At 54.6% G+C, this 19,809-nt stretch carries 21 protein-coding genes; 5 read left to right on the forward strand and 16 right to left on the reverse strand.

The window, feature by feature from the left end; genetic code table 11:
- Positions 1-265 precede the first annotated feature (265 nt).
- The 5 genes from GS636_RS21450 to GS636_RS21470 all read left to right on the forward strand — a co-directional run bounded on the left by GS636_RS21450 (position 266) and on the right by GS636_RS21470 (position 7,163).
- The gene (locus GS636_RS21450; protein ID WP_171672571.1) at positions 266-1,309 is read left to right on the forward strand and encodes an AraC family transcriptional regulator; all 1,044 of its coding nucleotides are present in this window, start codon (positions 266-268) and stop codon (positions 1,307-1,309) included.
- A gap of 191 nt (positions 1,310-1,500) precedes the next feature.
- Positions 1,501-3,861 (forward strand): arylsulfatase, encoded by a 2,361-nt coding sequence (locus GS636_RS21455; protein ID WP_171672573.1) that lies wholly within the window; start codon positions 1,501-1,503, stop codon positions 3,859-3,861.
- A gap of 99 nt (positions 3,862-3,960) precedes the next feature.
- Positions 3,961-5,532, forward strand: a complete 1,572-nt coding sequence (locus tag GS636_RS21460) for a DUF1214 domain-containing protein (protein ID WP_171672576.1) — start codon at positions 3,961-3,963, stop codon at positions 5,530-5,532.
- 225 nt (positions 5,533-5,757) lie between these two features.
- Positions 5,758-6,039: a DUF3302 domain-containing protein gene (locus GS636_RS21465; RefSeq protein WP_171672579.1), complete on the forward strand. Its 282-nt coding sequence runs from the start codon at positions 5,758-5,760 to the stop codon at positions 6,037-6,039.
- Positions 6,036-7,163 carry an HlyD family secretion protein gene (locus GS636_RS21470; protein ID WP_171672581.1) on the forward strand — a complete coding sequence of 376 codons (1,128 nt, stop codon included), beginning with the start codon at positions 6,036-6,038 and terminating at the stop codon, positions 7,161-7,163. Before GS636_RS21465 ends, GS636_RS21470 begins: the two co-directional genes overlap by 4 nt.
- A gap of 166 nt (positions 7,164-7,329) precedes the next feature.
- Here the strand turns inward: GS636_RS21470 and GS636_RS21475 are convergent, their stop codons facing one another.
- From GS636_RS21475 to GS636_RS21550, 16 genes are all read right to left on the reverse strand, one after another.
- On the reverse strand, positions 7,330-7,830 hold the full coding sequence (locus tag GS636_RS21475; protein ID WP_171672584.1) for a DUF1269 domain-containing protein: 501 nt from the start codon (positions 7,828-7,830) through the stop codon (positions 7,330-7,332).
- 137 nt (positions 7,831-7,967) lie between these two features.
- Positions 7,968-8,201 (reverse strand): hypothetical protein, encoded by a 234-nt coding sequence (locus tag GS636_RS21480; protein WP_170567908.1) that lies wholly within the window; start codon positions 8,199-8,201, stop codon positions 7,968-7,970.
- A gap of 445 nt (positions 8,202-8,646) precedes the next feature.
- The gene (locus GS636_RS21485) at positions 8,647-8,868 is read right to left on the reverse strand and encodes a hypothetical protein (RefSeq protein WP_171672587.1); all 222 of its coding nucleotides are present in this window, start codon (positions 8,866-8,868) and stop codon (positions 8,647-8,649) included.
- Entirely contained in the window at positions 8,852-9,046 is a 195-nt protein-coding gene (locus GS636_RS21490) for a hypothetical protein (protein ID WP_171672589.1), read from the reverse strand. The genes GS636_RS21485 and GS636_RS21490 overlap by 17 nt, the downstream gene beginning before the upstream one ends.
- Positions 9,047-9,714: 668 nt before the next feature.
- Positions 9,715-10,116: a hypothetical protein gene (locus tag GS636_RS21495; protein WP_171672591.1), complete on the reverse strand. Its 402-nt coding sequence runs from the start codon at positions 10,114-10,116 to the stop codon at positions 9,715-9,717.
- On the reverse strand, positions 10,103-10,543 hold the full coding sequence (locus GS636_RS21500) for a hypothetical protein (RefSeq protein WP_171672594.1): 441 nt from the start codon (positions 10,541-10,543) through the stop codon (positions 10,103-10,105). The genes GS636_RS21495 and GS636_RS21500 overlap by 14 nt, the downstream gene beginning before the upstream one ends.
- Positions 10,533-11,114, reverse strand: a complete 582-nt coding sequence (locus GS636_RS21505) for a hypothetical protein (RefSeq protein ID WP_171672597.1) — start codon at positions 11,112-11,114, stop codon at positions 10,533-10,535. The genes GS636_RS21500 and GS636_RS21505 overlap by 11 nt, the downstream gene beginning before the upstream one ends.
- A gap of 492 nt (positions 11,115-11,606) precedes the next feature.
- Positions 11,607-11,861 (reverse strand): hypothetical protein, encoded by a 255-nt coding sequence (locus GS636_RS21510; RefSeq protein ID WP_171672600.1) that lies wholly within the window; start codon positions 11,859-11,861, stop codon positions 11,607-11,609.
- A gap of 46 nt (positions 11,862-11,907) precedes the next feature.
- On the reverse strand, positions 11,908-12,393 hold the full coding sequence (locus GS636_RS21515) for a GIY-YIG nuclease family protein (RefSeq protein ID WP_171672603.1): 486 nt from the start codon (positions 12,391-12,393) through the stop codon (positions 11,908-11,910).
- Entirely contained in the window at positions 12,394-12,681 is a 288-nt protein-coding gene (locus tag GS636_RS21520) for a hypothetical protein (RefSeq protein WP_171672606.1), read from the reverse strand. It abuts the gene before it with no gap.
- Positions 12,674-15,433 (reverse strand): hypothetical protein, encoded by a 2,760-nt coding sequence (locus GS636_RS21525; RefSeq protein ID WP_171672609.1) that lies wholly within the window; start codon positions 15,431-15,433, stop codon positions 12,674-12,676. The genes GS636_RS21520 and GS636_RS21525 overlap by 8 nt, the downstream gene beginning before the upstream one ends.
- A 3-nt stretch (positions 15,434-15,436) precedes the next feature.
- Positions 15,437-16,390 carry a bifunctional DNA primase/polymerase gene (locus tag GS636_RS21530; RefSeq protein WP_171672611.1) on the reverse strand — a complete coding sequence of 318 codons (954 nt, stop codon included), beginning with the start codon at positions 16,388-16,390 and terminating at the stop codon, positions 15,437-15,439.
- Entirely contained in the window at positions 16,387-17,142 is a 756-nt protein-coding gene (locus GS636_RS21535; protein WP_171672614.1) for a hypothetical protein, read from the reverse strand. Before GS636_RS21535 ends, GS636_RS21530 begins: the two co-directional genes overlap by 4 nt.
- 339 nt (positions 17,143-17,481) lie before the next feature.
- Entirely contained in the window at positions 17,482-17,781 is a 300-nt protein-coding gene (locus tag GS636_RS21540; RefSeq protein ID WP_171672616.1) for a helix-turn-helix domain-containing protein, read from the reverse strand.
- Positions 17,782-17,868: 87 nt separating this feature from the next.
- Positions 17,869-18,492, reverse strand: coding sequence for a hypothetical protein (locus GS636_RS21545; protein WP_171672619.1), 624 nt, complete (start codon positions 18,490-18,492; stop codon positions 17,869-17,871).
- Entirely contained in the window at positions 18,489-19,748 is a 1,260-nt protein-coding gene (locus GS636_RS21550; RefSeq protein ID WP_171672622.1) for an integrase arm-type DNA-binding domain-containing protein, read from the reverse strand. Before GS636_RS21550 ends, GS636_RS21545 begins: the two co-directional genes overlap by 4 nt.
- Between the last annotated feature and the right edge of the window lie 61 nt (positions 19,749-19,809).

Below are 19,809 nucleotides of genomic sequence, written 5' to 3' on the forward strand. Positions count from 1 at the left end.
GAAAAACTCTGACTACGGACAGAGCGCCAGCTTTACCAGAAATACAGGTTTGGGGCGTTGGCAGTTACCAGGTTGTGATTGGTATGGATCAGTTGAGGGATTGAACCGAAACCACGGGTAAAAGCAGTTTTTCTTCGATGTAACTCAGGCCAACAAGTTGTTGTACAACAAAAAATATTGATATCTATATATATTAGTTGCACCTTTAAGAGATACTAACCTGCCGCAAACCTGGACGTGCTATTAGAAGTTAGTCGGGGAATTCATGAAAAAAACGATTAACGTCAACACCAACGGGTCGGATAATTTTCACTCGCCAATGCGCATCAGGGCGGGCGTCTTGGCCGGTCCTGTTCACAGCTTTTCGACGGAGCGAAACCGCCACTTTTCGCCGTGTCTGGACTTGGTTTCTGAGATAACCATCAGCGAAGAGTTTATCGATTTTGATCTGTACCTTGAGACATTGGAGCAACTGGAAAAGGCGTCATACGATGGAGACTTCTTACTCCGAACCGGTCTTGGCCAAAGTGTTGGCGATCTCGGGCTCTTCGGTAAGGCAGTTCTGACAAGCGAGACTCTTTGGGACAGTCTCCAGATCGTTCGAAAGGGCCTTAACTATTTGATGAACACAGCCAATCTCTCGATAACGATCAGGTTCGGCCGATGCCGGCTAGAATACGATCTAAATCTACCGCGGTCCTTTCAGGGTGATCTTGAAATTCAGTATTCAGTGGCCCTCCTAACAAACGTCGTCAGTCAAGCCGTGTGGACGCCGACGGCAAACATGCGAATAGGGTTCCCTAGCGCCAGAAGCGAGCACAAGCACCTTTTTCCTTTCGCGGAGGTTGTGCATCAGTGTCGAACCGGCGTTATCGAGTTTGACGATATCCTGCTGAGAAGCCCAATGAAGAGCTCGGATGCCGGCGTGTATGCAACTCTTCGGCCGTTGATGGAAGGCGTTGATGTGGGTTTTAAAGAGCCGAGTGACTACGGCCATCTGATACAACAGCTACTTCTGAATTCAATCGAACACGCTCATGCGCCGTTGAAGTTGAGCCAGGCTGCAAGTCTGTTGGGAATTTCTTCGAGAACATTGCAAGAGAAGCTGAAACTGGAAGGGACCAGTTTCTCTGGTCTTCGTTCGCAATCGCGGCATGGGATCGCCAAGAAAGCACTCGCAAAGGGTTATTCCATTGAAGAGGTGTCAGCGAAGGTAGGGTACTCACACCGTCAGACATTCTCGGAAGCCTTCACTGCCCTAGAGGGGGTTTCACCTTCGGTGTTCGCTTCCCGCGGAAGGCGGGCTTAAGCAAAAAGAACGCAGGTTCGATACTCGAAGAAGGGTTGGACCGCCGCGTGTTTTCCGACATCTCTACTTTCGGCACAGTTATTCTCTGCATGTTCACCGCAGGGGGCGGACGATTCTGTCGGTGTATTCAACTTGCAGACTTTGCCCCTCGATCCTGGGTGTTTGTCTAATTTACGTGTGGGAGAACAGCTATGAAATTCTCGTCAACCGTTGCTCTGACTGGCTTGCTGGGGGTGTTGGGGCTGCCAGCATCAATTGCACAAGCCGAAAACAGCGATAATTGGGACCGGTCAGTCCTGCCAATCCCGATGACCGAGTTCCGTGGGCACGCAGGGTTGCGAACCAACGAGTCGACGTTGGATTTTCCACGACAAGTAACGGCCCCCAAAGGCGCTCCGAACATTCTCCTGATCATGCCGGATGATGTGGGTTTTGGTGCTCCAACGGCGTTTGGTGGTCCGGTCCCGACCGAAGCCTATGACCGGTTGGCTGCCGAAGGTCTGATGTTCACACAGATGCACACGACGGCTTTGTGTTCACCCACACGCTCTGCCTTGATTACGGGCCGCAATCACCATTCAAACGCCACAGGCGTCATCATGGAAATCGGAACCGGTTTTCCAGGGTATAACTCGCTGATGCCGAAAGAAAACGGTAGCATTGCCGAAATCCTGAAGGGCAATGGTTACAATACGGCTTGGTACGGGAAGAACCATAACGTGCCCGACTGGCAATCGAGCCAAGCCGGACCGTTCGATCTATGGCCCACTGGGCTGGGTTTCGAACAGTTTTTCGGCTTCATCGGCGGCGATACCAGCCAGTTCACCCCGGCGATATTTGACGGCACCAAGCCGGTTGAGCCGCCCAACACGCCTGACTACCACCTTGATGAGGACATGGCCGACCGGGCCATAAACTACATCCGCGAGCAGCATGCACTGGCGCCAGACAAACCATTCTTTGTTTACTATGCGCCGGGCACCTCTCACGCTCCGCATCATGCACCAAAGGAATGGATCGATAGGTTCAAGGGGCAGTTCGACATGGGCTGGGACGAGATGCGTAAGCTGACCCATGCCAACATGATCGAGAAAGGAATCATTCCGCCAGGTACCTTGCTAACTCCACGACCAGAGCAGCTCCGCGCTTGGGACTCCTTGAACGATCAACAGAAGGAGCTTTATGCACGAATGATGGAGGTATACGCGGCGGCTCTCGCGCATATGGACCATCAGATCAATCGAATCTTGGATGCGGTCGAAGAAACTGGCGAGATGGACAATACGCTGGTCATCTACCTAATGGGGGATAACGGTGCGAGCGCCGAGGGTAGCCCGGACGGATTGTTGAACGAGATGACCTTTTTCAACAACATTATGGTTCCGTTCGAAGACACCTATGCCCGCATGGACGAGTTGGGCGGCCCCAACACCTTTGGGCATTTCCCGGCGGCTTGGGCCCATGCGATGAACACACCGTTCCAGTGGACCAAGCAGATCGCGAGCCACTTTGGTGGCACCCGAAACGGAATGATTATCTCTTGGCCGGCGAAGATTGAAGGCAAAGGAGAGGTGCGCAATCAGTTCCACCACGTGATCGACATCATGCCAACGATTTTGGAGGCAGTGGGCGTTCCTGCGCCACATTCGATAAATGGAGTGGCACAGTCGCAGATTGAAGGCACAAGCATGATGTACGCCTTCAATGATGCCAACGCTCCTTCAACCCGCCGAACCCAGTACTTCGAGATGATGGGGAACCGGGCTATCTATAGTGATGGGTGGGTTGCAACAACAACACCACCAGAAGCACCCTGGATCAGTGTGACTAAGAAAAGCGACGTCATCAACGATTGGCCGTGGGAACTCTACAACGTCGCACAGGATTTCTCCCAGTCGAACAACGTTGCAGACGAGCACCCTGAAAAGCTGAAGGAACTACAATACCTGTTCTACGGCGAAGCTAGGAAATACGATGTGTTTCCTATAGACAACGACAAGGTTCCGCGACTGGATGTTGCCTTGCGCCCGAGCCTGACCTTGGGCCGGGATACCTTCACTTACTACGACAACATGCGTCGAATTCCGGAAGGCACCGCGCCTGATTTCAAGAACAAGTCGCACTCGATCACCGCCCATGTCGAGATCGGTGAAGGCGAAACGGATGGTATGCTGGTGACTCAAGGTGGCCGCTTTGGTGGCTGGGCCCTCTATGTACTCGAAGGCAAACCCGTCTACACCTACAATGTCGCCAACCTGGAGCGTTACAACATCCAAGGCGATGTTCTGACGCCGGGCAAGCACGTCATCCGCTATGAGTTCGAGTACGATGGTGGTGGTGCCGGTAAGGGTGGCACCGGCAAACTGTTTGTCGATGACGCTCTTGTTGCTGAAGGTCGCGTCGACCGAACCATGGGCTACCGTATATCGCTCGATGAGACTTTCGACATTGGGTCGGATGCTGGTGAACCCGTAAGTGAAAGCTATCATGTACCCTTCGACTTCCCGGGTGAGATTGAAAAGGTTGTGGTCAACCTCGACCTCAACGACTGATTGATAGCGTAACCGCATTTAGGAGATACATCCTTCGGGCGGTTTTTTCGTAATGTGTAGGCAAGCTGTCTAGCTGCCCTCAAATTAAAGGCCAAGATTATGAAAACACAATGCTTATTGCTGGCGTCTGCACTTTCGAGCTTTGCCTTTTTAGGTACACTTACCAACGCCGACGAGATCCGGCTTTCTGATATCCAAAGCGATGAGGAGTTCGCCGGTTCAATGCCGGTCACCGGATCTGTCGAAACTTATTTTGGGAACTTTGATCTAGAACACAGCTTCCCAACAGAAGAGACTGCGGACCGGATATACGAACTGATTGACCACCAGCGTGCATCGCAACTCTATCTGTGGGCGTTGCCAATCGTGGCTCAGGAACGACTTGCCCAGAACTACTTCAACAATTTTGACTTTGAATACGGCGATTTCGTACGCATCGAGTCCTTTAACGAAAGGCGTGGATACCTGACGGCCAATGAGACCACCAACTACGCATTGGGCCTGCTCAACACCAACGGAGCCGCTACTGTGCTCGATATTCCACCGGGTGTGGTTATCGGCATGGTCATTGATATGTGGCAGGAATCGCCTACTGACATTGGAATCTTCGGGCCCTTCGAAGGCAAAGGGGGAAAGCATGTCATTGTGGGTCCAAACACGCCGCAACACATGCGACCTGACCAGAAAAAGCTAGGCGACGACTTCCAAGTTCATGAGATTGGAACGGACAGGGCCGTCGTTCTGGCGCGTGTGGCCGGTGCAGATGTGGATACGGTTCAGAAAACCTGGAACCAGATCCAGATGTACCGCTACGGTGATGAGCCCGCTACCACAGTGCATCCCGGCGAGGACAAGTTCCTTCCGACGATCCAGCCTCGTGGAATGGCCTTCTGGAAGGTCGTACACGCCGCAATCAACAACGAGCACCTCGCCGAACGCGACCGCCTGTTTATGTATTGGCTGCGTTCCTTAGGTATTGAGCGTGGAAAGCCGTTTGAGCCGAATGAGCGTCAAACAGCAGCGTTATTAGACGGTGCCAAGGTGGGCGAGATGATGGCAAAGTCGTTCGTGTTTAGCGAGCGGCTGGATGGTGTCCTCCGCGAGTTCGATTGGCGATACGTGCTTGGCGGCGAATGGGGCGACGGTATCAAGTACGATCAAAGCACTCAGAACTTTGACATTTTTGATCCCCGAGCCCGGTATACCTACGAAGCGCAGTTGACCTCACCTTCGATGACTGTACCCCGACCCGGGAAAGCACAGGGGTATGTTGCCAAGTTCGAAGACTCAAATGGAGAGCGGCTCAAGGGCGAAGAGCGTTACGTAATGCTCTTTGACCGGGAACCGAAGACCGATTTGTTCTGGTCTCTGACGATTTACGATCCCGACACACGTGTTCTTCTCGACAATCGAGGCCTGGAATCCGGCGATGACGTAACCATAGACAGTCTCGGGCACAAACCAAAGAAGAACGAAGATGGTTCCTTTGCTGTGATGCTAGGGCCTGACGCTGCACCAGATGGCTGGGAAAGCAACTATGTTCGTACGCTGCCTGGTCGCGGCTGGTTCCCTTACATCCGGGCCTACGGAGCTCACGCAGAGTTCTTCGACGGAACGTACCAACTGCCGAATATTCAACGCGTGGAAAACTTCGACGAATATGTGCAATAGGCCGAACCGAGCGCAGGCGGCTCGTTTGCGGGTCGCCTACCACCTAATACTCGTTTCTGTATTGAGCGAGACTGTGTTTTTGTTCCTCATTAACCTGGAGCAGCGCTAGCCGAAATCAGTTCTCAAGAGCACCCAACTTTAGTATGCGCCGTTCGGTGACGTTCGTCGAAGACGATTGGCCACAAGAATCTTGAGGGGCATCGCTAAAATAGAAAGGCAATTCGAGTGAGCGGTTTAGACATTTTTGCATGGGTCGTACTCATCGTTCTGATTTTTACGGCAATCGTTGGTTTTGTGGTTTTAGCCATGCTTCCGGGAAAAATCGCGGCGCAGCGTGGTCATCCGCAGGCGGATGCTATCAACGTCGCTGGATGGGTGGGCGCTCTGTTGCTAGGTGTTTTATGGCCTTTGGCACTGATCTGGGCCTATACTCGGTCTCCGTTTAAAACACAGCTGGACCTTGAAGACCCTACTCTGAACTCTAAGGAGAAGGGGGACTCTGCATGATCGTTTTCCTGACTCTTGCCTATGTTGCAGTCCTCTTTGTTCTCGTGAAGCTCAAGGTTCTTCCGAACTCTAAAACGACTTGGCTGTCGACTATAGTTTGGATGGTTGTCCTATTGATCTTCTTGTTCATCCCGATGCAGTGGGGCGCGCCATCGGGGCCAATTAAGGTTCTTACTCGCGCAGTTAGCATTGTCCCCAATGTCAACGGCGAGGTGATTGAGGTTGTGGCCAAGCCAAACGAGCCTTTGCAGGAGGGGGACGTTCTGTTCCTGATTGATCCTGAGCCCTACAAGATCGCTGTTCAGCAAACCCAAGCCACCGTTGCGCGCGTTGAGGCACAGATCCGACAGGATCGGGAAAGTCTCGCGTCCGCAGAGGCTCAGTTGCGACAAGCAATAGCGCAAAGAAACCTTGCCCAGGCTAGGTTTGAGGATGACCGTCAGCTTGTGCAAAGCGGTGCAATATCGGAGAACCGGTTAGAGACGCGCCAATCAAATTTGGACACTGCGCAAGGTGCCGTTGATCAGGCTCAGGCAGCCGTGTCCCGAGCGCAAGTCGAACTCGATGCCCTCACACCCGACGGGGTCGTTGCCAAACTTGCCGAGGCACAAGCCGCATTGGCCCAAGCCCAATGGAACCTAGAGCAGACCACGGTTCGCGCGCCGTCCAATGGGTTCGTGACCAACTTGGCCATCACTGAAGGTCAAAGGGTCGTGCCATTCCCCTTTTCGCCTGCGGGTGTTTTTGTCGATACTTCTGAGAAGGCCATCATCGTCGAAATCCACCAGATCTATCTGCGCCACCTCAAGCCAGGACAGCCGGTTGAGATGACTTTCAAGACTAGGCCCGGCGTGCTTCTTACAGGGACGGTCGAGACCATTCTGGATGTTGCATCCCAAGGACAAGCGCAAGTGACCGGAAGTGTTTATCAGGCCGGCCAGATCGTCAGCGAGCCTTTCATCATAACGATAACGCCTGATGATCCAGATTTACTCGACGCTATTCCACCGGGTGCAGCAGGCATTGCGGCAATCTACACGGAAAGCGCTGGGGCTACTCATGTCATTCGGAAGGTGGTCATACGTATGAACGCCATCCTCAACTACATTCGTCCCGGCCTATAGCGATTGAAATGGCGCTGGAACGGAAGCTGAAGAGCCCTCCGTAACCTATTCGGCAGTACTGCCAGAGACTTGAGCCGAAAACGTACTGGCAAGAGCTTTTTCCTGCAGCCGTGGTGTCGTTGTATGATGGCTAAACGATCGTCGTTTTGATGAACACACCTGCGGATCATAATGACTTAAGTGCATCGTTGATCTGTTGCACGACATCGTCAGAGAAATCCGATATCAGCACCTCACCCTCAAAAGCAGACAGCTTTTCAAGAACCATTTCTGGGTTCTCGGTTCCACCCAATAGGAAAAGTATGGCACGACCATCTTCCAATGATCGTGCCGTTTTCTTCATAAAATCATCCGGAATGCCACGATCAGCGACCGATCCTCCAACGGCACCTGTGAGTGACCCAAACACACCGCTTGCGGCCAATAGCGCTGGATTCCCGCTCATCAGACCAATAGCGCCACCGATAACCACACCGACCCAAAGACCGCCCAGAGCCCCGAATTTCGTCATGTTGACGGTCTGATCAAGTTTGATTTCGCCATCTTCAGTGTAGACGACAACCGCGTCTTCTAACTGAACAAGCGCCTTACTGGTTAATCCCGCAATTTTGCCACGCGCGGAGCGCGCCGCTTCAACATCTTTCATGAGAATTGCGACCAGGTTCATCGCTCGGTCTCCTTTAGTTCGGCCGCGGATCCTTCTGCAAGACCCATCGCACTATTGTTGAGCCCAAAGTTATGAAACTTCTGGCGGGCTGGCAGCCGGGTATGAGGTCGCACTGAATCACCCAATAGCCTGGTTGATCAGGTTGCCTTTTTCATTTTGTCATACGCGGCCTTCATCTTGAGGCCGAGATCGCGTGCTGCTTCTCCAACTTCCTCAGCGGACTTTTCGAACTCGGCTTTTGTAAGAAACTTGTCCCATTCGGCCTGAAGCTCTGTCCATTCATCCTCGGCTTCTTTCGACGCAAGGTGCAATTGCAGTTTCAACTCGTCGCGTCGTTGCTGCAGGTCTTTCATGAGTACAGTCAAGTCCATATGAATTGCCTTTATTTTGATTGAGAGCAGACGAATGCTGCCAGAACACAGCACAAAGTCAAGCAGCCTCAGTCGAGCGGTGAAGCTTACAAAAATATCTCAACCTGCCGTAACTTCGAGACAATCTCTTCGGGCTTCGGTCGCTTGTTTGCCATTCGTGGTCCTCCGTTTCCTAAACATAGTGGTGGACCAGTTCAGTTGGGGAGGCTCAGTAGAAGGGTATGAGAAAATGGAGTTGATCTCCGATGCAGGCTAAAACTGCAGGAATTCCGCAGTAAGCCGTCGACCCAGACGCAGTGGGGGGAGGTACTCGAATGGTTAGAGAAGCATGGCGTAGAGCCACAGGAGCATGCATTGCCTATTGAGCCTGAACTGGGAGGTCCGGTCGGCCATCGGTGACCACTCCCCTATAGTATCCTTTAAAACCCTAAGAGCTTAGGTATGTTCACTTACCGTACTTCTGTGATCGGCTCAGAGGATAACCGCCATTCGCCAGAGCAGCACTGGTATTTCTCAACTTCTTCAGGCCTGAGGTGCCTTGAGCGGCTTTTCTTTTGGTAAGCTTAGCGCCCCGCTTCATCGATCCCTTCATTGGAACCAAAGGTAACTGGCCGTTGTGCCTGCGAAGCTCGTTGTGTTTGGACAGGTAATCAGTCTTTCTTGGCATCAGCTTCCTCCTTTGCCAATTGAGCCTTGGCCTCGGCGATCATGCGCGCAGTTTCGGCCTCACCGTAGGCTTTCACTAACAGGTGTCTGCCGCGCCGGTTCCCTCCTGCTATCGACCGCGCCATTGTGGCAGCGGCCCTCGGTAATACACGTTTCAACCGTGCCTGCACGTCATCCATTCCGACTACCTCCAAAGGCCAGTTCTTTGCTGAACTCGGAGGGAGGCCTCTTGCGTTTTCGGTTGTGAAAATCGCCACTGTGGTTACGCCGTCCGTCCTTTCGGACATACCGCCAGTATTGGTGAGACGCCGACCGGCAGGAGTTGCTGCAGAAGAAGTGAGCACGATGCACGGGTTCAAACTGCTGGTGGCAATGGCGGCAAATCCGATACTCACCGACATCGCTATGATCCAGATGCCCCTCGCGCAGGGGCGGCTGGCTGTATTCCTTGTTTCGGTATTCGATCCAATACGCCGTTTTTACCGGCCACATCTCAAACCATGACTTGTGGATGCGGCCATCCCTCAGTTGTCGGATCAGCCAGACAGCCAGCTTCCTACGGGCTTGATATCTTCGGTGCCTGATCTTCTGTTCAGGGCCCTCGACATTGCACGCCTCAAGCAAGGGACGCAGTTCCTCGTCACGCTGTCGGTCTAGTCCCCAAACATATTCAGTTTCGATACACAGTTGCATCCCACGCAGGACACCGGCACCGCTACCGGGCGTGAATGCCCAAGGGCATAAGGCGGCAAATTCAGATAGGGTTTGATGGATATCGCGGACCACATCCCGCGTGTTTTGTTCCGTGCTGTCGTCCAGATGAGTTGTCCCCTCGCCGGTCATAGCGTCACTCCAACAGTTTGCGCTCGGGTTCGCGGACGGTAACTTTGACACCGGTACGTTCTGCGTGTTGTTCGGCCAGCGCGACAGCACGCCGGTGACGTAGACGGCCTGTCAGGTCTTGGCCGACACCATCTCCCAAGGCGCGCCTGATGAAGGAAAGGTCTTCGGAGAACAGGTCATTTCGCACCTTCAATGCAGGGACTGCGCTTGCCAGCAACTTGCCAGTTGCAATAGCGGCTCCGACCCGAACACCTTTGTCGTTTTCCTCGTCCAGCGCGAAGCTCTTCGTCAACGCGGCCATCTCGGCAATACCTGTGATCACGCCGTCGATGTCCAATTGGGTGAAGTACGCGGTATCTGTATCCTCGTCAGGTTCGACCGGCGCTAGGCGCTTAATGTTCGTCATCGTTTTCCTCCTCGGCGCTGTGCATCCCATCGGAGTAAAGGCAACGAGGATCGTCATTCGCACCCTGTGGGTGATGGTATTCTAGACGGTAACAAGCCCCTGATAACAAATCGAGGAGAGCCTCCTGCACAACATACGCGTCGAAGCCCCGCGTACCACGATCCGGCAACTCCATGTCAGGCGAAGCCGACAATTGTTTCAGCAGCAAAGCACTCTTTCGCACGAGGTCAATGAAGGCCTGTTCAAATGCTTCGGGGTCTGTTGGAGGTGCGTCGTCACAGGTTGCTAAGGCTTCTCGCAACAACGCCGCTCGGTAGGTTTCCTCATTGTTGGCCAGCAGATGGCTCAAGCCCGCAGCATCCAGTGCGGCAACAATCGGTTCGGGTTCAGGGACAGGGTCCCGATCTAAGATAATTTCATCCGTCATCAGTGTCGGCTCCTTTGCTGGACTTTAACACATCACCGAGAGCATTTTGCGCATGCACCCGGTCCCGCAGAACTTGGTCGATAATCGCTGGTGCGTTGATCGGGTCGGCATGGACGAAGTGAGCGGAAATCTCTCTCAAGGCCTCCGCGATCTGCCGGTGCTCGTGTGCTCGAATGTTGGTCGCGATTTCGAGGCGCGTGTTCACATTCTCAGAAAGCTTGTCCACCGCGCCCAGCGCAGAGGCCACATCACCCCGCTCAAATCCGCTCTGGATCGCGCGTCCAGCAGCATCTCCGGCATCGGCCAACGTGTCGAGGATCGGTAACCAGTCGATTGCACGATGCCGCTGCTCCTCTTGGGCGGCGATGTTTGCTGCCTCACAATTGACGAGATGCGTGCGTAGCGCGTCCTTATTCGCGGGAAACTCGGAGGCCAGTTCCCGGAATGATGCCCCCGCGACACGGCGCATAACAAGCCGCTTCCGATCCTCAGGATGCCAGCGACAGATTTTACATTCCTTGCCGGGACCAACAACGCTGTGACGTCTGAACCTGTCTATGGGCTTGTTCACCTCAATCCTCCCTCACTCAAAATCGTCATGGGCTCAGCTAAGCCTCCGGTAAAACACCCCGGCAGTGGTCACCTGAAATCTATCCGGGTGTCTCCCCCTCCAAGGTCATGAGATAGGTGATCACCCACATGGGAAAGCATAGGTATATGCATTGGCATTGGCGGCGCTGCCTGCAGCATGATGTTGCCGTCGATCAGCCCCATCATTCCAACTCCCCGAAGAAGTCCAACTGGATCGGCGCGGTGTATCCTCGGCTATGCGGAACCCAAGCAGCAGCGACACCACAATCGCGACAATGCACGCGCCCAGCGCGATCAGTGAAGGGAGGCAATGCTGTCAGTATTTCGTCAGGTTTCCACCCACCTGAATGCTCATAGAACGTGACTGTTGTTTCAGCCTGACAGCTCGGGCATCGGCATCTCTCAGTTCGTGTCGCCATCTTACGACCCTCCAAGGTTGGAGGCGCGGGGCAAACGCCGGTGGTGACGATCATCATCGCCATAAGGATTTCTCCAGTTTCGCTAGTGTTGCAGTGGGTGAAGGCAGTGGACGCGCGCCGGTGACACGTTCGATTTCGTCCATTGCCTGCTCAACATTCAGGTCTCTCATCTCAACCAAGAACATCATCAGGATCAGCCCAGGATGAGGGTTCTGGGATTTGGACCGACGGGCAGCTTTCTTCTTTGCGCGATCCCACTGCAAAGCACTGATGCCAAATTGGCGGCGTATGGCGGAAACGTCGCTCAAGCTTCACTCGCCTCGGGCAGGAGGTCCACGCTATACGTCAAAAACATCAGATCAATCCCCGCTCGGCCAGCGCCCATGGTTTGGGGTCGCCTTCACTGTCTAGTTCGCAACTGTCGAAGGGGGTCAGGTCGATAAGGTGATCGTCAGTGTCGAGAGCCATGTAGACCTTATCAACGTGCCGCACACTACACTCGTACCACTCACCTGAAGCATGCCGTTTCAAGGCACCCTGGATGGCAACTTCGGCGTCACGGGCCTCAGAGCGCAAGGGAAAGAACTCATACCACTCCAACGACAATTGACGTGGATTACCCATCTGTAACTCAGTAAGACGGCGGCGAATGTTTGAGGATATCCCCACCTTCACACATCCACTCCCATCAGAGATCACGTAGAGGACGCCCCATGGTGGTGGGAGAGGATCACCTCCCAACCGCTCGTGTTCTTCAATAGCGTCGTTCAAAGTCTCACGGTCAGCGTCAAGCTTATCCAGTTGCGCTCGGGCAGCATCAGTTAGGCTACGTTTCGGCATTCAATTCTCCTGTACTGGCAGGTGTCGGCCACGCTCGACTTGGCGCTGTGCCAATTGGTGCAGGTCACCCAGCGCAGGATCAGTGACCTCACCCCGCTCTTCGCGCCACAGGTCGGCGATCCGTCGCGACATCAACGTGATCCAGATACGATGGGCACTTCGCCTCACTGCAAATCGGCGAGTGCCAATCAATCCTCGCCGGTCGGTCTCCGAGGCGAGCAGGTCGATCAAATCAGCGCGTTCGGTGGGGTCTGGGGTAGCGGCCATTACCGCGAAAATGTCAGCCATCTTCACGGTCTCCTGCGGTAAACTGGGTGTCTTCAGGGTCCAGTTCGCAGTTCGGTAGTTCCCTTTCCATATATATAGGCGAAACGAACTGGATCAAAAACCCGCTATGTACATTGATATCGCGTAGTTTTTTGACAGTTTCTGACCATGGCTCCAGGCGAACTGCCTCATCAAAAACCCGAAGCGGGTTGGGATTTTCGTCCCAAATCTCCTCTTCAACATCCTCCAAGGCTGCGAGCACGGCGATCACATCCCAGACATCGGGAGCAACTTCTAGCGGGGGTTTTTGGGCACGTCGGTACAACTGGTATTTCGTGGTCGGGTACCCCGCGTAGGTCAGTAGTTTGGCCATATCGACAATGCTCCATCGGCCTGCCTCCAGATCAGAAGCTCCCTCACTGGTTCCGATAAGGCCAAATGTCCCGTGGACGGCGGCAGAGCGAAGGGCGTCGATGTTTGCGTCAGGCCGCGCCGCACGGCCTGTGGCCTTGGGTTTCTTGCAGGCCGCAAATCTGCGGTAGTCATCAAGATCGGTAGGCGTCTTCAGGACACGTTGCTGTCCATGCCGCCAAAGCTTGAAAGAGGCACGTGCATTGTGCGCGTCGGAGGCTGTCATCCAAGGGACGGTCGGTGCTCCGAACAGACCGTTCCACTCGGTCACGGGGTCCATGATCATACGCTTATGGTCGTATTCCAGCGCCACGGAAACGGACATTTCCTTACGCGTCAGGTCACCACCACGCAGTTCCCATTGTTCCATGATGCTGCGCAGACGCCCGCGCTTCACCTTGGTGCCGTACTCACGCTCAACGGCCATCCGAAGCCAGTAATCATTCTCAGCCCACGCAGCCTCGTTAGATGTAAGCTCGCGCTCGACAAGGCTGATCAGATCGTCCTCGTCCATCTTATTGCCCGCACGCGCCATAAGGGGCGCTTCAGAGCGGTCACCATCGATTGAGAAAGCACCGCGTGTGCGAATACTCAGCACACGCTGGGCGGTGTGTTTCAGTTCCAATGGGGCATCTCCCGGCACGAGAAGGTGCCGTGCGTCCATGAACGCCGTCATGGCAGGACCGCTGATGTCGATGTCTTCGAACTTGGCGCTTGAAAGAAACCCATCGGTCGTGACGCTGATGATCGCGGTGTCACGCGGTAACCCGTTGATCAGTTCACTTACCACCGCACGCGCGATCCCCGTTACGTGAGCCGCAATGGCGGGGCTTGTAATGGCGCTCTCAGGTATCTCGGGGCGTGATCCATCATGCAGATCAATGCCGCGAATGCGTTTGCCTCCAAGCCGCATACCACTGACAGTGCGCGCGATCTGCCCATACAGAGAGTTTGCGATCTCTTTGGCTCCACGCTCTTCAACGGACCCTTTACGCCCAGCACGACTTTCCATGGTGCGGATACCCTGCAGCATTTCCAGTACGTCAAAGAACGGGCGACGGGTCATGTCCATGGGCAGCACGACACCGCTGATAACGTTGATCTTCGCACCAAGTTGGAGGGCGACAACAAGCTCGGGGCCGGTACACCACGAGTTCCCAGATATCGGGTAGAACAGGCCTTCATTCTCACCACCACGCGTAGGCAGGCAAGGGAACCGGGTGTCCAGTGGGAATGAAAAATCCACATTCGCGTAGGTCATGTGGTCCATTGTGGCCAATCGGGACAGGTCAACAGTTTCTTCGGCTTGGTCCCAGAGGGGCATACCAACCATGCTGAGCGTGGTCAGGTAACAGCTAGGCAAATCCCAATCGTAGAGCGGTGTGTCTTCGGGCGATGGACCGATCCAAAACGTCTCATTACGCGCGCCGTGAAACGCTTCAGCGGCCTTGTGGTTCACAACAACAGCGCGGGGCAGATATTCACCGTCCTCATCCCGCCCCACAACTTGGTGTATGGGCATGCCAGACGCCTCAAGCGCACTAACAGCGAAAGAAACGCCAGCACCACTCGCCGTGACAGGGACCTTGCTCCCAAGCCTCAGTGTGTCTCTCGTGAACTGGAGAAAGCGATGCGCGTAGAGGGCAGCAACCTCGGCGTCACGTATCGCGTAGGCTCGGAACAGGTCTGGATCGTCGATCAGTAGCTGCCGCATATTTCGTATAGCACCTTGTGGAAGAACGATCTTGGGCAAGCCCAACGCATCCCCGAGCTTTGATACTGACTTATGGGTCTGCGGTGCCCACAACATCGTATCCACCAGCCGCACCGAGACGGGTACACGATGTCCTAAACCGAGGATCCTAACAGACCGCTTCATAGGCCGCTCCAACGTGGCGTACGTCTTTCGCACAGTTTGGAAATACCGCGCCCGCGACTGCGTTAGCTCCTCAAAATCAGATAGCGCAGGAAGGTCAGCAGCGGTGTAATGTGCGGCGAATATCACCGAGTACCCATCTGGGTCGGCGGGTATAGTTCCGTCACCAATACCGCCCGCAATTGCAGCAGCGATCAGGTTCATCATCTTTAGACGCTTGCGCCAATCCGCAAAGGGACCATCACCCAACCCTGTATCGCTCCACGCGTCGATGCAGGAGGTGGTACGCGCACCTGTCGCAGGGTTCAGGACACAGACCGTATAAGCCAAAACTTCATTGAACTTTTCGACAGAACGCGCTTCAGGACTTTTGTGCCCGCCACGCTTGTTGGGTCCTTTGAAAACAAGGGGGTTCGGCCGTCCCATACCTACGGGATCGACCTCCTGATATTCGGTATCCCAGCCTATTATTACGCGCGTTGGCATCGGCTACAGCAGCCCCCTGCCCCATTTGGAAAAGCCGGTGTTAGCAACCAGCAAGGGCAGGTCTGTCGCGATGCCCTTGGCCAGCGCCCCGTCGATTGATTTCAGCAGCTTCTGGTAACGGCTCGCGACCTCGCGAGGGTTACCGACAAAGTGATCAAGGTAAGGCTCAGCGATGGCGTTGATGATTTCTTCTTCGTCCCATCCAGCGCTTGAAAGGTAAGCTACGATAGCCGTCATGGTGGGGTGCCGTTGACTGGCTTCACGCATGATCTGGGCCACGACGTCGGCTATGTCCCGGTCAGGGTCCAAAAACCGGGCATCTTCGACCCGCGCGCCGATATCGGCTGACAAACTAAATTGTCCGGCGCTTACGTCGTCGAAGTCGTGCCGGGTCTCAGTTGGGTTCAGCCGTTGCAATTCCGATATGAAGGCGTCGATCTGTCCTGACGTGACAAGCGGCACATCATCGGGGGATATCTCTAATGGCTCGACTTCGGTGTAGTAATACGGCGCGCCTGTTAGCGGGTGCATACCGTAAAGAACAAACTGACCCGTGGTGCCGTATAGACCGACATCAATGTCACGGTGCGTTCGGGTTTGGATGCGGTCATCAGCGTTTTGCCGGTATATACGCAAGGTCTTTGGAGCCTGACCCACGCGGATCAGTGGAGTACGACCGAGATATTCGTCGGCAATAGCATGCACAGCAGCGGCGTGATCTGCTTGCTTATGATCCAAATCAACGCCCAGCGCCCAACCACCAGAGGCACAGCCAATACCGTCGTAAGCACCGCGCTTAACCCACGCATCAAACTTTTCGGACGGGATAGACCCTTCGTTTGCGATCTCCCAACCGGGGTAACGTGGTGCCTTGTCGTTCTTCTTGAGTGGTATCAACCGATCCCAGCCCGCCATTGCGAGCTGGGGCGCGGCAGAGGCATAGGTCGGGGTCGTCATTTCTTCGGACCAACGATCTTCTTGATCTTGTTTGCAGGCAGGCCGTACTGATCTTTGCTCCGCGCAACAACAACGCAAAGCTCAGTACCAATAAAGCTTTGCAGCAGGTCATCCGCATCGGCAACGTCGGCCAGTTCGTCGGCGTCGATCCCGGCGATCTTGATCAATTTATCCACCGTGGCAAGACCCGCAAGAAACTGACGCGCTATATGCGGGTTCTCCCTAAACTTTTCGGTATCAAGCTCACCGTCAGCCGTTTTCAGGCTGTCGTCAGTGTTAACAGCGGCGAATAACGGGATCGGCTCGACCCCTTCGGGTACACCTTCCAACTTCACATCCAGCACGCCGTAGAACAGTCCACTGTCATTCGCGTCGGACCCAACGCGTGCGTCGTCAATAGTCGCATTGTAGCGACCAGCCTTTACCAGCATACCTTCGGCGGTCTCTTTCATCTGGGCCATGTAGGCTTGGATGTCGAAACCATTTTTGGGAGCGGTAGCACCAGCAGCTTCGCGGGCCTGTGCGACGAAGCCTGAAGCCTTTTCACTCGGCTTTTCAGGCCCATCCTTCAAATGCGCCGCGACCTTTGTCGGATCAATAGGATCACCAGCCGCGTGACCGTTCAGGCAATAGGCGTTGATCGCCTCCACTGCCTCACTGTGGGTTACCCCCGCTTCGTCCTTCACAGATTGGATCAGGGCCTTGTTGGCACCAGAGGATTTTGCGGCTGTGTTGAGCTTCGGTGTTGCCATGACTGTTGTCCTTTCAATGGCGATGTGCCCTGCGCAAATCAGCGCGGAGCTTTATGAAGGACCGGTGATCGCTCGGCGTCGAAGGCGTGATGATCGGGTCCAAGAATGGGTGGTTTAGTGACAGGTGATTGTTGCGGGTACGGCTTACAGTTCTGCCGAACAGGCGGGCGAGACGGGCAACGTCTCTCTCACGACGTCTCATGGGTTCAATCCGACGGCGTCGTTGCTGTTTTCCGTAGTTCTGGATAAAGATGTAACCATTAGAGGTTCTCCTGCTTTGGTCGGCTGGGGACCTTGGTGATAAAAAAAGCCCCGGCCCAAATAGGGCTGGGGCGTTTTTCATTCTCCCGCTTCCAAGCTCAGATCGTGATCAGGGTTCTGTTCAAGCACCCACTCAATAACGTGCCGGTACATATACCGCACTGCACCGTTGATCCGGGTCACCTTTGGGCCACGCCCCTCCGACCTCCATGCCTCCAAAGTCCTCGGGCTGACCATGAGCATGTCGGCGAGATATTGGGTGTTCAACATCTCGTCTGGCTTGGGGCTTTTCGGGATCGTTGCAATCTCGGCAGTGATCTCCGAATTCATCCTGACAATGGCGTCAGTCAGGTAGTTATGCTTGGCGGGTACGTTCAAAAGCCGATCCTCGTTACTGAGTTCGGCATCTATTTTAGGGGGGATAGACCCCTTGGCTACAACCTCAAATCCAGAATTAGATTTCAGTTACTTACGGGAGTTCTGGGTTTTTCTTAGTATGTTTTTCCGGAGTTTCGCCAATCGGCTTACCAATTGCTTCACGTTATCTTTCACGCACAACTCCGCGTCAGCCTCAGACATCCCGTCCAGCATCTCCTTCGCCTTTTCCGCGAGGAACTCAATCTGCTCCTTTCGCCAAGGGTCACACTGTTCCCCTCCCGGCCACCACCTTTGAAGGGTGCTGGTTGATACCGCGCCGTTCGACCAGTGAGACACCCGACGCTGAGCATCTGTCTTGGTAATCGAAGGAACCCTCTCCTGCAGAGCAACCGCAGCAGCAACTAACTTGATGTTCCTGAACTCGGGTGTGGTGTCAGAAGCAGCAGCGGCTTCCCCGCCAAATCCGACAAAGTTCTTCTGCGCCGCATTGTCGAGCATCGCTTCAGCCATGGAATAGACAGCATTCAGCCTTGAGCCATGGACACCTGCGGGAAACATTTTGCTAAGCATGGACATCAAGGCACCGACAGTGGCAGCTTCCTGCTTAAGTGGGTGAAGGTTTCCGGTTCGGTCAAGCGCCTCCTCGAATTCTTCCACTGCTGCCATCTGTCGGGTCTTCTTCTTTAGTTCCATCGGGCTCAAAGGTTTCACCGGATAGCCTCCATCCAAGCAGCCTCAAGTTTTGCCTGCGCCTCACGGCGAAGCTCTTCAAGCTCTGCATGATCGTACAAGGCATCCAGACCAGAACGCGCATGCCCGATATTGAGTTCGGCCACATCCCGGTCAATGCGTAGCTCGGTCAGTGCCGTTCGATATCCACGTCGCAGCCCATGCAGCTTAACGTCTTCACCGTAATGATCGCTGAATTGGTGAACTCGCTGGCTCCAACCAGACATCTCCACATCACCCCTGCCCGGAAACACCAACTCACAGAGCCTTGGTATCCCGGACAACACCTCGACCATCAGATCGTCTAGGAAGACAGTGTGACTGACGGCGGTCTTGCTGTGCTCGGCGGGTACAATCCACGTGCGTGCTTCCAGATCGATATGTTCCCATCGTGCCTTTGAGGCCTCGCCTCGGCGCATGCCAGTTAGAGCAAGCGTGCGCAGATAGGCGGCGAATACTTGATCCGACAACCCACCGGTGGTTTCCCAGAACCGTTTCCAGTCCATACGACGCAGTGTCCAACGGGTCTCCTTACGCTTGTTTGATGCGATCTTTTCCGCACGGGTTGCCTCAGGCGCAGGCACCAACAACAACTCAGAATTACGGAGAATGCCTTCACCATTCGCCCACTGCATCATTGCTCGACCAAACTTACGAGCGTCGGTCACGGCACCCATTCCGAACTTGCGGTGGATGCGGTTAAGGGCTTCCGCCCACTGGGCCTGCGAAACCAGATGCGCTGGAGTTTCGCGCAGACCAAAGGTGAGCCGATCCAGACAGCGCTCCTGATTGTCGATACGGACGATGCCTCTACTTCTTTGGCGTTGGAGATAAATGTCTACTAGCGCCTTCACAGATATCTCATCATTCGAAGCCTGACGCGGATCGATGCCCAACTGCATCTGCGCAATTACTGCTTTAGCCCTCTGCCTTGCATCGAACAGAGATACAGCCTCGGTCGATCCGATCCGGAAGTCTATCTTCGGGCGGCTACGGCCTTTACCGATCCTACCGCGCACAACATAGCTTTTCCCGCCTCCTGCAGACACGATGACAAAGAGGCCCACAACATCAGCGTCGGCCACTCGGGTGCGGGTTGGCTTGCCGTTTGGACCCTTACCGGGTTTCAAGGCAGCTACTCGTTTGGTTGTAAGATTGACCCGGTCGCCGCGTACACGGGTTTGCTTCTCCGCTTCTCTGTGGTCCGTAAGGCGAACCACGTTCGTTTGGTTGGTCATTGGTCGTTCCCTTGGTGATTAGTGATTGGTAACACACCAGCCCCCACTACGCCACCACCCA

It is taken from the genome of Ruegeria sp. HKCCD4884 (assembly GCF_013110855.1).
In the GTDB taxonomy this organism is placed as follows: Bacteria; Pseudomonadota; Alphaproteobacteria; order Rhodobacterales; family Rhodobacteraceae; genus Ruegeria.

Coding starts and splice junctions, on each gene's coding strand:
- GS636_RS21450 (WP_171672571.1), top strand. CDS start 266: ATGAAAAAAACGATTAACGTCAACACCAACGGGTCGGATAATTTTCAC.
- GS636_RS21455 (WP_171672573.1), top strand. CDS start 1,501: ATGAAATTCTCGTCAACCGTTGCTCTGACTGGCTTGCTGGGGGTGTTG.
- GS636_RS21460 (WP_171672576.1), top strand. CDS start 3,961: ATGAAAACACAATGCTTATTGCTGGCGTCTGCACTTTCGAGCTTTGCC.
- GS636_RS21470 (WP_171672581.1), top strand. CDS start 6,036: ATGATCGTTTTCCTGACTCTTGCCTATGTTGCAGTCCTCTTTGTTCTC.
- GS636_RS21475 (WP_171672584.1), bottom strand. CDS start 7,830: ATGAACCTGGTCGCAATTCTCATGAAAGATGTTGAAGCGGCGCGCTCC.
- GS636_RS21480 (WP_170567908.1), bottom strand. CDS start 8,201: ATGGACTTGACTGTACTCATGAAAGACCTGCAGCAACGACGCGACGAG.
- GS636_RS21485 (WP_171672587.1), bottom strand. CDS start 8,868: ATGCCAAGAAAGACTGATTACCTGTCCAAACACAACGAGCTTCGCAGG.
- GS636_RS21490 (WP_171672589.1), bottom strand. CDS start 9,046: ATGGATGACGTGCAGGCACGGTTGAAACGTGTATTACCGAGGGCCGCT.
- GS636_RS21495 (WP_171672591.1), bottom strand. CDS start 10,116: ATGACGAACATTAAGCGCCTAGCGCCGGTCGAACCTGACGAGGATACA.
- GS636_RS21500 (WP_171672594.1), bottom strand. CDS start 10,543: ATGACGGATGAAATTATCTTAGATCGGGACCCTGTCCCTGAACCCGAA.
- GS636_RS21515 (WP_171672603.1), bottom strand. CDS start 12,393: ATGCCGAAACGTAGCCTAACTGATGCTGCCCGAGCGCAACTGGATAAG.
- GS636_RS21520 (WP_171672606.1), bottom strand. CDS start 12,681: ATGGCTGACATTTTCGCGGTAATGGCCGCTACCCCAGACCCCACCGAA.
- GS636_RS21525 (WP_171672609.1), bottom strand. CDS start 15,433: ATGCCAACGCGCGTAATAATAGGCTGGGATACCGAATATCAGGAGGTC.
- GS636_RS21530 (WP_171672611.1), bottom strand. CDS start 16,390: ATGACGACCCCGACCTATGCCTCTGCCGCGCCCCAGCTCGCAATGGCG.
- GS636_RS21535 (WP_171672614.1), bottom strand. CDS start 17,142: ATGGCAACACCGAAGCTCAACACAGCCGCAAAATCCTCTGGTGCCAAC.
- GS636_RS21550 (WP_171672622.1), bottom strand. CDS start 19,748: ATGACCAACCAAACGAACGTGGTTCGCCTTACGGACCACAGAGAAGCG.